Origin of the sequence: uncultured Cyclobacterium sp. (assembly GCF_963977555.1) — a bacterium.
Classification (GTDB): domain Bacteria; phylum Bacteroidota; class Bacteroidia; order Cytophagales; family Cyclobacteriaceae; genus Cyclobacterium.
The window spans coordinates 345213-360298 of record NZ_CAXBPD010000002.1; the positions used below are offsets into that span (position 1 = coordinate 345213).

At 37.8% G+C, this 15086-nt stretch carries 8 protein-coding genes; 6 read left to right on the forward strand and 2 right to left on the reverse strand.

Annotated features, from left to right (window positions below; all coding sequences use genetic code 11):
- Positions 1-5 precede the first annotated feature (5 nt).
- The 4 genes from AAC073_RS03720 to AAC073_RS03735 all read left to right on the forward strand — a co-directional run bounded on the left by AAC073_RS03720 (position 6) and on the right by AAC073_RS03735 (position 5549).
- A complete protein-coding gene (locus AAC073_RS03720; protein ID WP_339922490.1) occupies positions 6-617 on the forward strand; it encodes a tRNA-(ms[2]io[6]A)-hydroxylase in 612 nt (203 codons plus the stop codon).
- Positions 618-879: 262 nt separating this feature from the next.
- Positions 880-2124: an ABC transporter permease gene (locus tag AAC073_RS03725; RefSeq protein ID WP_339922491.1), complete on the forward strand. Its 1245-nt coding sequence runs from the start codon at positions 880-882 to the stop codon at positions 2122-2124.
- An 11-nt stretch (positions 2125-2135) separates the two neighbouring features.
- A complete protein-coding gene (locus AAC073_RS03730) occupies positions 2136-3824 on the forward strand; it encodes a GMC family oxidoreductase (RefSeq protein WP_339922492.1) in 1689 nt (562 codons plus the stop codon).
- A gap of 144 nt (positions 3825-3968) precedes the next feature.
- Complete coding sequence (locus tag AAC073_RS03735) at positions 3969-5549, forward strand: sulfatase (RefSeq protein WP_339922493.1); 1581 nt, start codon at positions 3969-3971, stop codon at positions 5547-5549.
- Positions 5550-6697: 1148 nt separating this feature from the next.
- Here the strand turns inward: AAC073_RS03735 and AAC073_RS03740 are convergent.
- Entirely contained in the window at positions 6698-7498 is an 801-nt protein-coding gene (locus AAC073_RS03740) for a response regulator (protein ID WP_339922495.1), read from the reverse strand.
- A gap of 565 nt (positions 7499-8063) precedes the next feature.
- Here AAC073_RS03740 and AAC073_RS03745 point away from each other — a divergent pair.
- The gene (locus tag AAC073_RS03745; RefSeq protein WP_339922496.1) at positions 8064-12575 is read left to right on the forward strand and encodes a T9SS type A sorting domain-containing protein; all 4512 of its coding nucleotides are present in this window, start codon (positions 8064-8066) and stop codon (positions 12573-12575) included.
- 67 nt (positions 12576-12642) lie between these two features.
- Positions 12643-13053: a hypothetical protein gene (locus AAC073_RS03750; RefSeq protein ID WP_339922497.1), complete on the forward strand. Its 411-nt coding sequence runs from the start codon at positions 12643-12645 to the stop codon at positions 13051-13053.
- Between the two features lie 99 nt (positions 13054-13152).
- On the opposite strand, the gene AAC073_RS03755 is transcribed toward AAC073_RS03750, so the two are convergent.
- Complete coding sequence (locus AAC073_RS03755; protein ID WP_339922498.1) at positions 13153-14706, reverse strand: hypothetical protein; 1554 nt, start codon at positions 14704-14706, stop codon at positions 13153-13155.
- Positions 14707-15086 lie beyond the last annotated feature (380 nt).

Genomic DNA, 15086 nt, shown 5'->3' on the forward strand with positions numbered 1-15086 from the left:
ATAAAATGAGCTGGCAGGAATCGACAAAAAATAAAATGTTGCGGTTGGATTTACCTACCGACCCTAGGTGGGTGGACATAGCAAGCATAAGTTTGGAAGCCATATTGGTTGATCATGCTTATTGCGAGCAGAAGGCAGCTTCCTCATGCATCTCCATGATCATCAAATACCCGGAATTTGACGAGATGGTCAATGTACTTACGCCAGTGGTAGCAGAAGAATGGCAACATTTCGATGCTGTGATGCAACAAATAAGGAAACGGGGATATAAGTTTGGCTTTCCAAGAAAAGACAATTATGTAGTCCAGCTTCAATCTTTCGTGAAAAAAGGGGGGAGCCGTAAGGACCAGCTTTCAGAGTTACTATTGATGAATGCCCTCATAGAAGCCAGGTCTTGTGAACGGTTTAAGTTGCTATGGAAAAACCTAAAAGACAAAGAGTTGTGTGATTTTTACCATGAACTCATGATATCTGAAGCGGGACATTATGTGAATTTCATACAGTTGGCAAAAAAATATCAGGATCCTGATAGGGTGGAGTTACGTTGGCAAGAATGGTTGGCGCATGAAAAAGAAGTATTGAAAGACCTGGAAATCAGAGGAGATAGAATGCATTAAAATCAAATCCATTATGGGCTGATCATTCAGGCTGAACTTTACAAGTTATTTATCGCCAACTAGGCTTGGACAGTGTTTTGTTTTTAGCATTGCCTCTTTACTCTTTTGGTAGCTGTTTTAAAAACTTGCGCTAAATCCTGAATAAACCCTAATGTTAAAAACAATTAAAAACGTTTGATTCCTTTTAATGAAGGGTATTTTTGGTTAATATTAACGGAAAAGACAGGAATAAAATTAATTATTGCCCATTTACGGACAAGCTATGAATCTGCTCGAAAATATAAGAGAAGCCTTTAGGTCAGTAAAATCAAACCTTCTCAGAACCATTCTTACTGGTCTTATTATAGCCATTGGCATCACCTCCCTGGTGGGAATGCTAACGGCCATTGATGCGATGAAGGCCCAAATCGAAGAAAGTCTTTCTGGCTTTGGTGCTAATAATTTTGATGTAAGAAGCAAAGGATTTTCTGGAGGAAGGGCTACTACTGCAGGAATAGCACCCAAAAATTACCCTAACATTACCTTTAGAGAAGCTTCTGAATTTAAGGATAAATACAATCAGAGAGGAGTGTCCTCAATTACCACCTTCGTGTCAGGTTCAGCAGAGGTAAAAAAGGACTCTAAGAAAACCAATCCTAATAGTCGTATTATCGGTGGAGACGAGAATTATTTTTTAATAAAGGGTATAGCAATAGAGAAAGGAAGAAGTTTTAGCAATGTGGAAATTGAATATGGGAACAATGTCTGTGTTATAGGTACAGAAATCCAAAAGACGCTTTTTGAGGATAGGGAAGATCCCCTAAACCAGTACATTTCATTTTATGGAAAGCGGTATACCATCGTGGGGATTATGGAAAAACAAGGTGGAGTTGGAGGTGATTCAGGTGCTGACAGGGCCATCATTATTCCGATCTTAAATGCACGGAATCTCGACAATCGTGGAAGTTTTAGATATACCATAACCATAGCTGGACAAGACCCATTGCAGTTGCAAAACGAAATGGGACAGGCAACAGGTATTATGCGTACTGTCCGCGAAGATGGTGTAGGAATGGAGGATTCATTTGAGGTGGTAAAATCGCAGACCCTCGGAGAAAGCCTTGAAGAAATAGCCGGATATCTAAGGATTGGGGGATTTGGGATAGGCTTTATTACCCTATTAGGTGCATCTATTGGGTTAATGAACATTATGTTGGTGTCTGTGACCGAAAGAACCAGAGAAATAGGTATCAGGAAGGCAATGGGAGCTACCCCATTACGTATCCGGCAACAGTTCTTAATTGAAGCCATTGTGATTTGTGTTATGGGAGGGGTTTTAGGGGTAATTATGGGAATTGGTATAGGCAATATTGTAGGCAATACAGTGGGGCCAGGAGGATTTCTAATTCCTTGGGTTTGGATAATTTTTTCTTTTGTGGTTTGTATTTTGGTAGGCTTATTTTCAGGACTTTTGCCCGCCTATAAAGCCAGTAAACTAGACCCGATAGAATCACTGCGTTACGAATAAAGAAAATATAAATGAGTAAAAATACGTATGATGCCATTGTTATTGGCTCAGGGATTAGTGGTGGATGGGCCGCTAAGGAATTGTGCGAGAAAGGTTTAAAAACCCTCGTACTTGAAAGAGGTAAGAATGTAACACATAAGGAGGATTATCCTACGATGCATACGCCGCCTTGGGAATTTCCATTACGTGGCCAAATGTCACTTGAGGTAAAAAAAGATAACCCTATTGTGTCGAGATGCTATGCGTTTAAAGACGATGCAGATCATTTTTTTGTGAAAGACAAGGAACACCCCTACGTTCAGGACAAGCCTTTTGATTGGATTAGAGGTTACCAGGTGGGGGGTAAATCCTTGCTATGGGCCAGACAGGTGCAAAGATGGAGCAAATATGATTTTGAAGGTCCTGGAAGAGATGGGTTCGCAGTGGACTGGCCTATTCGCTATGAGGACATAGCGCCTTGGTACAGCTATGTTGAGCGTTTTATTGGTGTCAGTGGAAATAAAGATGGGTTAGAAACCTTGCCTGACGGAGAGTTTTTACCTGCTTGGGAAATGAACAAGGTTGAAAAAACCATTCAGCAAAAAGTAAATGAAGCCTATCCGGATAGGAACTTTGTAATTGGTAGATGTGCCCACCTCACCCAACCTGCAGCCCATCACTTGGCGCAGGGGCGTGGCCAATGCATGGCAAGAAGCATGTGTCAAAGGGGATGTCCATTTGGCGCTTATTTTAGTTCGAACTCTTCTACCTTACCCGCTGCCGAAGCTACGGGGAATCTTACTATTCGACCACATTCAGTGGTTCATTCGCTGATATACGATGATGCGAAAGGAAAAGTAACAGGCGTACAAGTGGTCGATGCGGAGACCATGGAGACGACTGAATTTTTTGCCAAGGTGATTTTTGTAAATGCCTCCGCTCTAAACTCCAATCTAATTTTACTCAATTCGAAATCCAAACGATTTCCTGAAGGATTGGGAAACGACAACGGTTTGTTAGGAACACATATTGCGTTTCACAATTACAGGGGCTCATTGTCTGCCAAAATGGATGGTTTTCTTGAGGATTATTATTATGGGAGGAGGCCTACAGCCATCATGATGCCTAACTTTAGAAATGTGAAAAAGCAGGAAATGGATTTTCTCCGAGGATACATGACCTTTTATTCAGCAGCCAGGGCAGGGTGGGGAAATGCCAGGAATACGGATTTCGGACCGGAGTTTAAAGCTTCCAACTCAGAAGTGGGCCCTTGGGGGGTGTTTATGATGATGCAGGGAGAAACCATCCCCAAGCTTGAAAACAGGGTTTATTTGGATGATAAGTTAAGAGATAAATGGGGCATGCCGCAGTTAAGGGTAGATGTGGGTTATGATGAAAACGATGAAAAGTCCCTTAGAGATTTTTTGGATCAAGGAGCAGAAATGCTAGAAAAGGCGGGCTGTAAGGATATTAGACAAAATGATAGTGGTCAAGCACCAGGGCTGGACATACATGAAATGGGAGGAGTAAGAATGGGCAAAGACCCTAAAACCTCCCTTTTGGGTAAGCACCATCAAATGCATGCTTGCCCAAATGTATATGTCACTGACGGGGCTTCCATGACTTCTACAGGTACTCAAAACCCTAGCCTTACCTATATGGCTTTTACAGCAAGGGCTGTGGATCATGCTGTAAAAGCCCTAAAAAGAAAAGCAATATGATTCAATTTGCAATAAGATTTTAATTATCAATTTAATTGCTCCGCTAATTAGCGAGGGAAAGAAAAGGTTTTGTAAAATTTTAATATAAAATATTTAACTTACGCCTTAATTTTGTTTTGAAGCCATCAGATTTATAAAAAAAATATGAGAAGACTATTGCTATTTAGCCTGTACCTGGCCTTTGTTGCAGGTATCATAAGTTGTAAACCAGAGGTAGTGAAAGAGAATACCCGGCCGAATATTATCTTTATAATGAGTGATGATCATGCTTATCAAGCGATAAGTGCCTATGGTTCTGGTCTTAATGAAACTCCTAATATTGATAGAATAGCGGATGAAGGAGCGATCTTTCATAGGGCTACAGTTACCAATTCTATTTGTGCACCTAGTCGTGCTGTAATGTTAACTGGCAAACACAGTTTTATCAATGGCAAGGTGGATAACATTCAGCCTTTTGATTGGAACCAGGACAACTTCCCTAAACTGCTTCAAGCCAATGGCTACCAGACAGCGATGATAGGAAAAATCCACATGGATGGTTTGCCACAAGGCTTTGACTTTTCTATGGTGCTTCCTGGTCAGGGGCATTATTACAATCCTGATTTTTTAATCAATGGTGAAAAGAAGCAGATTGAAGGATACTGTACAGATATTATCACAGATGCGGTCTTGAGTTGGTTGAAGAATGACCGAAAGGAAGACAAGCCTTTTCTTTTGCTTTATCACCAAAAAGCTCCACATAGAAACTGGAAACCTGCCCAAGAGTATTTGACATTATATGACGATGTTACTTTTGATCCTCCAGCTAATTTCTTTGACGATTATGAAGGTAGGGGCACTGCTGCTAAAACACAAGAAATGGAAATTGATGGGCATGCCCGTTGGGGGCATGATTTTAAATTCCAAATTGACCCTACCAACGGAGACACTACCTGGTTGGTAAATCAATTAAAGCGAATGAACCCAGAACAATTGGAAGACTGGCTGGCAGCTTATGAGCCTAAAAATAAGGCCATGCTAGATGCCAATCTAAGTGGTAAAGAATTGGCTTTGTGGAAATACAATCGCTATATCAAAGATTACCTCAGAACAATCAAGTCTGTAGATGACGGTGTCGGGGAGTTGTTGGATTACTTAAAAGAGACTGGATTAGATGAAAACACCATTGTGGTATATACTTCGGATCAAGGATTTTACTTGGGTGAACATGGCTGGTTTGACAAAAGATTTATGTACGAGGAATCTTTTAGAACACCTTTGCTAATGAAATATCCTAAGGAGATTAAAGCTGGAAGTAGTTTTGACCAGTTGGTGCAAAATCTTGATTTTGCTCCCACCTTTTTAGATTATGCAGGTGTAGACATACCGGAGGAAATCCAAGGGGAATCTTTTAGAGATGTGGTGTCAGGTAAAACTGAGGAGTTTAGGGATGCTGTCTATTATACTTATTATGAATATCCTGCCGAACATCAGGTTAAAAGGCATTATGGCGTTTCTACCAAACGTTATAAACTTATTCATTTTTACTATGACATAGATGAGTGGGAATTGTATGACTTGGAAAAAGACCCTTCAGAGATGAAGAGTGTATATGATGATCCAGCCTATGCAGACGTTCAGAAAATGATGCATGATAAATTAGAAGAGGTTAGAAAGAAATATGGAGATAGTGATGAAATGAATCAGCATTATTTGGACGCTTATTTGGAACATCGAGCCAAGTGAAATAGGTGATTTAAGAGTTGAATTCCCCAACAAAGAAAACCAATCCGGTGTGGGCCGGTTGGAGAAGGTATGGAACGTTCGTTTCATACCTTTTTTAGTACCAAAAGATGGCGTTTATGCTTTTCATAGGTAAAACTTAGAGCACTAATTTCAGCAAGTTGTAGTGAATTGTGAAAAAATTTATCCTATTCCGATTAATAAGGTTCGGAATTATAACTCCGAACAAAAGGTCCATTTTACTTTTTCATATTTGAACCAATAATTGTTGATGAATAAGTCAAATGAAAAAGTTTAAAATTATTCTTGTTAGCATTTTTACGGCCATTCTTTTCCTGTCAGATTTGCTAATTTCTCAGTCCGATTGGGAGCCGGTAAAGAAAAGCTATTACTCAGGGGTTTTTAAGGTCAAAGACCATACAACCTTTAACTTTAATAAGGTCGGTTTCACAAAATTTCTACACTAATTGATAGGCTTTGCTGCCATCCGCCCATTTCTTTATCCTCCAAGAAAAATGCTGTAAAATAATGCCAAAAATGGGCGGCATTATTGGTACGAGAATTTTGACCGACAAATGCAAGATATTTTTGCTTTGCAGGATGAAATCGGCTTGCTAATTGCAGACCAAATACGAGAGAATTTTGGGTATTTGGAGATTAGGGACCATTTGATTCAAGCTTTAACACGTAGTGTTTCTGCCTATGAGCACTTTTTAAAAGGGCGTTATCACCAACTTCAATAGACCCCCGACTTTTTAAAACAAGCCATCGAGCAATATAATGTTTCATCGGTAAAAAGTGGCAGTGGGAAACTTACTGAAACCATAGCAGAAACGGTAAAAAACAAGGCTGAAATAGATAATTAAGCCTGTGAGCCCTAGGCGGTGGGATTCTTTTCACCCACGCTTTTAGCGCTTGGATGCAATAATGAGTCTACTATGATTTTTGAGCATTGTCGCTACGCTGCAACAATGCTTAAAAAATTTAAATCATGAGAAGATTTTAAAATGTTATTTCCCCAGGTGCATTAGAATCGGATTAAAGTAATATTTAATATTTTCAATAAGTCTCAGGCAGGTTTATTGATAATTGGGTCAGGTATAAAAAGCAAGCATTATTTAATTAAGGATGAAACAAGATGATATTTTAACTTAATTTTTATACCCTAGTCTGGCATAAAGCAGTTTTTTACTGTCTCCATTCTTGGGTATAGGAAGCTGGAAGAATCCTTCAGTGGTATTCCCTAGACCATTGGAAAGCTTTGGAATAAGAATATGATTGTTTTTTATTTTGTGCACCATGTTTAGATTGAACACATGTTTTCGATTGAGTTGGTAGAAGTCTTTCAGCATAAAAAGATTGTTTTTATAAAAATTTTTTAAACCTGGAGAAGTAAAATCTATACTTTGTTTGTTGTTGGTAGTAAATGCCCTGATAATTTTGTCATCGGCCTCTAATAAAATTAGGTTTCGTACAGGGATAGCTGTGATTTCATTAAATCCTGTAGTAACCATTAATTTATTATGAGCCCCTGGCGTTGAGCTTAAATTTGTTTGGCCAATATTTTTTCTTTGCGACTGATAGATAATTGCCAATTCTATTTTCTCCGCAAGTATACCTGGGTCAAAAGGCTTGTGGATAAAATCAAAAGGGCATAGGAATTTTGCTTGATCAAATCCTATTTGCTTTGGTAGTCCAGATAAGAAAATGATAGGGATACAGATCTGTTGATTGATAAAATGGGCTAACCTTATTCCTGCATCCTTGTCTTCCCCTAAAGAAATGTCAAGCAATACCAAGTCTGGGGAGGAAGAATAGATCAAGGAAACAGCATCTGCATAATTTGTTGCTGGTCCAATAATTTCAGAAATTCCTGCGGGAAATCTAGTGCTTATTTCAAATTTTAGATCATCTGCAATAAAAGGATCATCTTCTACAATTAGGACTTTCATATAGGTTTGGTGTTTGGTGATTAGTAATCTGAAATCTGGGATAACATTAAGTTGGACTTTTATTTAAGGTATTTGCTGAGAAATAGCACTACTTGGCTGTTATATTTGAAAAACATTTTAAGCTGGGTAAATAGAATTAATGTGTATTTAAAAGCAAAAATTAATATTTTAATTTAGTGATTTTATCTTAAATAAATGCAGGCTTAGCTGTTTTTTATATTTATGGTTTTCAATAGCAAGGTAAGACTATAAAGTAAAATTGGTTTTACAATTGATGTTAACGTACACGAACTTATCAATTAGGAAAATAAAATTTCAACTGTATTATAATATTTATTTGAAATTAATATAACTCATATTGTTTAACCTTCATAAAGCATTCACTAAGTATGAAATGCATTAGTTATTGATTAAAAACACAAAACTTGTATATAAAATCCAATTAATGGTTTTCCTTCACGCAATTATAAGGTACTTTCACGCTGATTTCATATAGGTTCACGAAGATCATTTATAGTTAATAGGTGACTCAATTACTTTTAAGTAGAACCTTAATTGAATCGCTATGGATATTAAATTTTACTTTGTTTGTTTGATGCTTTATATGCTGGGAGCATTGCCCACAGCCCTTTCCCAGGTAATATTTGAGGATGATTTTGAGAGTGGGGCACTGAAAACGGAATGGACAGCAATTCCAGGTGCGGACTATGGAGTGGTAGAGGTCGCCAGTACAAAAGGTGCTCAGAAAGTTTATAATAAAGGTACATATGGTGTAGCTATGGGTAAAGATATTTATTCAGGAGGCTTGCTAACCAATCAGCTTGAATTGAAGCTTGATCTAAGTGATTACAGCGAAGTAGAGTTGTCATTTTATCTTTTTAACAATAATGATGAGACGCATCCAGAGGATGGCTTATTTTTTAGCGATAATGGTGGAGCTAATTACAAGAAGGTGATGGATTTTGATTTTAGTAATTGGACTGCATCCAATTATGAAAAATTGCCACCCATTGATATTGATCGGTTAGCAAAACATCATGGTTTAAGCCTTTCGGCTGATTTTGTTATTAAATTCCAACAACATGGAACCCGAAATATGGGAGATGGATATGCTTCTCAAAGGGATGGTTTTTTTTTAGATGATGTGCTCGTAAAGGTGCCAGATAGAACTTATATTTCCACTTTTCCTTATGAAACAGGTTTTGAAGGAAGTATTGAGTTACCCGCTGGCTGGAAACAGGGAAATCCTACTTTTCCTTATATCAGTCCAGAGATAAATAGTTCTACTGCAGTGGTAGAAGGGGAATCTACTGTACGTATAGAGGGAACTGTAGCAGTGTCTACAACAGTCAATACAATTCCTGCTTTTAAAAGTGGGAGTAACGGTTTGGCTTTGGGCAAGACTATTGGAGGGGTAGAAGGAGCGGTTGCTGCAGACCTTCATTTGGACTTAAGCAAAACACCAGACGTTGAGCTTACATTCTGGATGAAAAACAATTTTGATGAAACAAGTACTATGGATGGTATTTATTTTAGTGATAATGGAGGTGAAACCTTTACCAAGGTTATGGAATTTGACGGAACCAATTGGTCAAATGATGAGTGGGGTAAATTACCCCCTTTGGATATAGACAGATTAGCTAAAAATTACGGTTTGTCATTGACTTCTTCTTTTGTGATTCGGTTTCAGCAATATGGAAAATATCCATTTAGAACCTCTACTTCTGCTTCAACTAGAGATGGAATTTTTATAGATGACGTTGAAGTCAGGGTGCCGGACAATACTTATATATCTACATTTCCTTATAAAACAGGCTTTGAAGGCAGCGTTGAATTGCCAGCTGGCTGGAAACAAGGCAACCCTACCTTTCCTTATATTAGCCCTAAATTAAATAATTCTACTGCAGTTGTAGAAGAGAAGTCCACGGTGCGTTTAGAGAGTACAGTAAGTGTTGTAGCTACAATCAATACTATATCAGCCTTTCATAGTGGATCTAACGGTTTGGCAATAGGAAAAACTGCTGGAGGTATCAATGGAGCTGTTGCGGCAGACCTTCATTTGGACTTAAGCAAAACCCCCGATGTTGAGCTTTCTTTTTGGATGAAAAACAATTATAATGAGTCCAGTACAATGGATGGTATTTATTTTAGTGATAATGGAGGTGAAACCTTTACCAAGGTTATGGAATTTGACGGAACCAATTGGTCAAATGATGAGTGGGGTAAATTACCCCCTTTGGATATAGACAGATTAGCTAAAAATTACGGTTTGTCATTGACTTCTTCTTTTGTGATTCGGTTTCAGCAATATGGAAAATATCCATTTAGAACCTCTACTTCTGCTTCAACTAGAGATGGAATTTTTATAGATGACGTTGAAGTCAGGGTGCCGGACAATACTTATATATCTACATTTCCTTATAAAACAGGCTTTGAAGGCAGCGTTGAATTGCCAGCTGGCTGGAAACAAGGCAACCCTACCTTTCCTTATATTAGCCCTAAATTAAATAATTCTACTGCAGTTGTAGAAGAGAAGTCCACGGTGCGTTTAGAGAGTACAGTAAGTGTTGTAGCTACAATCAATACTATATCAGCCTTTCATAGTGGATCTAACGGTTTGGCAATAGGAAAAACTGCTGGAGGTATCAATGGAGCTGTTGCGGCAGACCTTCATTTGGACTTAAGCAAAACCCCCGATGTTGAGCTTTCTTTTTGGATGAAAAACAATTATAATGAGTCCAGTACAATGGATGGTATCTACTTTAGTGATGACGCTGGTGTCACCTTTACAAAAGTTATGGATTTAGATGGAGACAATTGGGCAAATAGTGAGTGGGGTCAATTACCACCTCTTGATATTGATCGGTTGGCGAAATATTACGGGCTGTCTTTAACCGCCACTTTTATAATTCGGTTTCAGCAATATGGAAAATATCCATTTAGAACCTCTACTTCTGCTACAACTAGGGATGGAATTTTTATAGATGATTTGGAAGTCAGGGTGCCAGACCAGACTTTTATTAAAGATTTCCCCTATAAAGAAGGGTTTGAAAACGGGGATAATTTACCCAATGGTTGGGCTTATAGTAATCCTACCTTTCCCTATACCGAACCATTGCCAGAATTTTCTACTGGATTAGTTGACAACAAATCTACAGTTCGATTAGAAGGAGCTGTTGGTGTTACAGATAAGTATCAATCTCTAACTGTTAGTAATTCAGGTAATAATGGTTTGTATTTAGGGAAAAGTGCATCTGGAGAATTTGGTGTGGTATCTACTGATTTAAAGCTTAATTTAAAAGAAGCTCAAAATGTAATTCTTAAATTTGAGGTTTTTAGTAGTTATGAAGAACAACACCCCCAGAATGGTATTTATTTAAGTGTGGATGAGGGTTTAACTTTTACTAAAATCCAGGAATACACCTTTAATTCTAATAAATGGACAGCTATGGAAGTGGACATTTCCACACTGGCTGAAGAAAAAGAATTGATACTTTCAGAGAAAACCGTTGTCCGGTTCCAACAATATGGAAGCAGGGCCATTTATACTAGTTCATCTTCTAGGGATGGTATCTTTCTGGATGACATAGAAATAACCACCAAAAGCAGAATAAATCAGGTCATATCATTTTCGCCATTGCCTGACATGCAATTTGGCGATGCTCCTTTCGATTTATCAGCAACAGCGGATTCTGATCTTCCTGTTCAATTTACAGTAGTAAGTGGTCCTGCCTCTATCACAGGAACGCAGCTAACCATTACGGGAACAGGAACTGTAAAAATAAAAGCCGAACAAGTTGGTGACAATGAATATGATGCGGCTGAAGCCGTAGAACAATCTTTTGAAGTAGAGAAAGCCAACCAGGAGATAACATTTGGTTCCATATCAAAGAAGACCTATGGAGATGCCCCATTTACCTTGGTGGCCTCGGCTGACTCCAAATTACCAGTTACCTTTTCACTAGTGGGTGGCCCAGCTACCTTGAGTGGAAGCAAGGTGACCATCACAGGAGCTGGGACCATTACCGTGAAGGCAACACAAAATGGGAATGATAATTACAATGCGACCTCGGAAGAAAAGGAAATTACCGTAGAAAAAGCAGGGCAGACCATTACTTTTGCAACCCTGCCGGATAAAATATATGGAGATGCTCCAGTTGATCTATCTGCAACATCAAGTTCAGGTTTGACTGTGACTTTTACCGTCAAAAGTGGTCCCGGAAGCCTTTCAGGTAAGGAGTTAAGCCTAGATGGCGCGGGAGCAATAGTCGTAACTGCTAGCCAATCAGGAAATGATAATTATAAGGCTGCTAGTGAGGTAAACCGTACCCAGACCGTAAACAAAAAATCACAAAGTATTGAATTTACGGCTATAGGAGACAAAGTGGTTGGTTCAGAACCATTTGACCTGAGTGCCAGTAGCAGTTCAGACCTTGAAGTTACATTTGAGGTGGTTAGCGGACCGGCAACTATAAGTGGTAAGACGGTTAGTCTAACGGGCGCAGGGAAAGTTGTTATTGAAGCCAGTCAAAACGGTAATGACAATTATGCTGCCGCTGAAGAAAAAACCAATAGTTTCTGCGTTGCTCCACCTGTTCCTGAAATAGAAATCATCGGCTCTGAATTTTCCCCTGAATTGGTGCTTAAAGTAAAAAATGCGCCTGCAGGAAGTACTTTCCAATGGCAATTGGATGGTGCTGATATCTCAGGGGCAGACCAAAGTGAGATCAGCCTCACAGCAGGGGGAGCTTACACAGTCAGGGTTACTGTGGATGGTTGTAGCAGTGTTTCAGAGCCCCAAACCTTGACAGCTTTAGGCGAAAGGCCTAGTTCCGGAGGCTTGGTGAAGCTTTTCCCTAACCCGGCAACAAGCAGTTTTTCAATTGAAGGGTTAACTGTAGGAGAAACTTACGAATTGACCATCAACGATGTCAATGGTAAAAGCAGGGTGGAGTTGGAATACCAGCACAAGGATAATAATTTCATTGACATATCCGGCTTTAATGCAGGTGTCTACCTGATAGAAATCCAAGGGTATAGGGTTTTTGTTGTTCGAAGACTTATCATAAACCACTAAAATAAAAGGAGAGCGACCTATTTGGCGCTCTCCTATATACACTCCTTTCAAATAAATATTCATCGCTATGAAATCTAAATATAACCTATTTTATGTTGCTAGTTTATTGCTTTTGGTTAGCCTCTTTTCCTGTAAGGATGATGATGAGCCCGAGACTCCAAAAGCCAAAACAAAAACTGAACAACTCACTCAGAATTGGAAATTGATTAAGCTAACCGCCAATGGTTCCGACCAGCCTACAGACGGCTATACTGTAAAATTCACTGCCTCCAATACCTATACCGCAAGAGGAGCACTGCTGTCCGTTCAGGAGACAGGAACATGGGCCTTTAATTCCACCGAATCTGAGGTGTTACTTAATGGAGGTCCAGAGAAATTCCTGGTCAACAGCCTTACAGACAACAAAATGACCCTAACCATCAATCAGACCAACTACAAAGCAGGAGCTGTGGAGTTGAAGCTGGAGTTTGGGTTGTAGGGAGAGGTTGAATGTTATAGACAATGGTTTTTTTAGTAGATTGATCAAAAACACTAAAAAATACACCCATTGTCTATATCTTAGACTTAAGAAGTACAATTAGGCATAAAGAGATTTAATGGCTTTAGATTTTATTTCGGAGTTATTAACGGCATTTTTAATTTTTTCAAACTGCTCGTATTTTATGAAAAAAGCGATACAGTTGTCATGAATATTTTTGTCAGTTGAACATAGTATTGCTATTTTATACAATTCATAAATATCTTCGGGCCCTATTTCAGGGCTTCTTAAAAGTTTTTCCTCTTTTAACTTTCCCATTTCAAAGTACACAGTAGCAAAAACTTCAGCATAAATTGATTTAAACCAACTATTTTCAACTTTTTCAGATATTTTTTGAAGAATTTTTTCAAAGTTTGCTGGTGTAAATATTTTTTTATAGCCTAATAGTATTATTGCGGCTACAAATTCATAATAAATAATTCCTGAAAGTTTCCATATTTGAGTTTTCTCATCAGGTTTTTTTTCAATCTTTAGGTATTTCCAATCCTTAGTAAAATGATCAATTATTGAGCCCTCCAGCTTATCCAAAGAGTGGATTTTATTCATTGAATCTTTAGCTTTTTTAAGGCTTACCCCCATGGCGGTGGCTACTGCTGCGATTACATGATGATCAACATATTTAGGGTATTTTTTAAGTTGATAGACCACAGCCAAACAAAGGTTGGTTTCCAAGGGTTGATAGTTGTCATTCAATAATTTCCTAAAAATATTTATAGATTTGCGATACTCTTTTTTAAGTGAAAGCCTTATGGCCGTAGACCATAATAATGATTTTTGGAATTTCTCTAAAAATTCACTTTTTATATTTTTAATAGTAAAGGTTCGTAGATCTAGTGGATTGGACTTCCAAAAAAATGATATTTCTGGTTTTAATGCGTAGAAGGATGTGTGGATTGTATTGTCTTGATCCAATCTACCCCAAATCACCAGATCTCCATGCTGTTTGTTTCCTATTTTCTTTGCGTTTATCCAGTTGAAATTATTATGTTCTTTTGGGTTTTTACTGACAAGTTTTATAATGTCTAAACTCAGTAATTCTTCTTTTTGAAATAAATTGAATTCATAGGATAATAAGTTTTGGACAAATGTAGATTTTGAGGTAGGTTCAAAAAATGGTAGTATAAGTATTTTTATTGTCTCAGAGGTATAAAAATATTGGTTACAAAAATTCTCAAAACTTTTGTAACCAACAGCTCTTGAAATTAGATTTAGGAAATCTAATGAAGGGGGCTGGTAGCTACTCGTAAAATTATTATTTGAAGATTTACCTCTTTTTGCACCTTTCCAAAAATTAGAAATGTTCTTGTTACTGTCGTCTTTTTTTTTGTAATCAATATTAAGTTGATATTCTATAATAAATATAGTTCGGTTTTTGTAGTTTTTATCACCTTCTCCATATGGGGAGAGATTGTTGTAACTTTTGTCAAAACCATTCTCAATAAAAGTTTTGGAATTATTCTTCATTAATGAAGAAACCTTCTCCTCCAATTTATTTGCTAATTTAAAAAGTGGGATGTATTCAAAATTCTCCTCATCCTTGTATTTTTCCAATAAGGGGCATTCTTTGATTATTTTGAGATATGATTTTTTCATCCCATATAATTATTGTATCAAGTTTTACAAAATTGTGGAATAATCTATTTTGCCGAAATCGTATCCGCTATATATATATTTAAATACATGACCTTAATTTTTATATCCATGGTGAAGGAAAATCTATGGATTTGTAATTAATTCCTATGAGATATCTGCAAATTTAAATAAGGTTGTATTACTTTCGATATTGCTATAATTTTCCGTTCATACATTTTTTTAATATAATATATTGTTTACCTGTTATATTTGTAGTATTCAAGAAGTTTAGAAGTTTGCTAAACCAATAGAGCGGTCTTGATGGATGGCCATCCAAGACATTGTGATTCTAAGAGAGCTTCCTCTAAGTTGATCAATGTCTATTCTGTGAAGCATGAGAA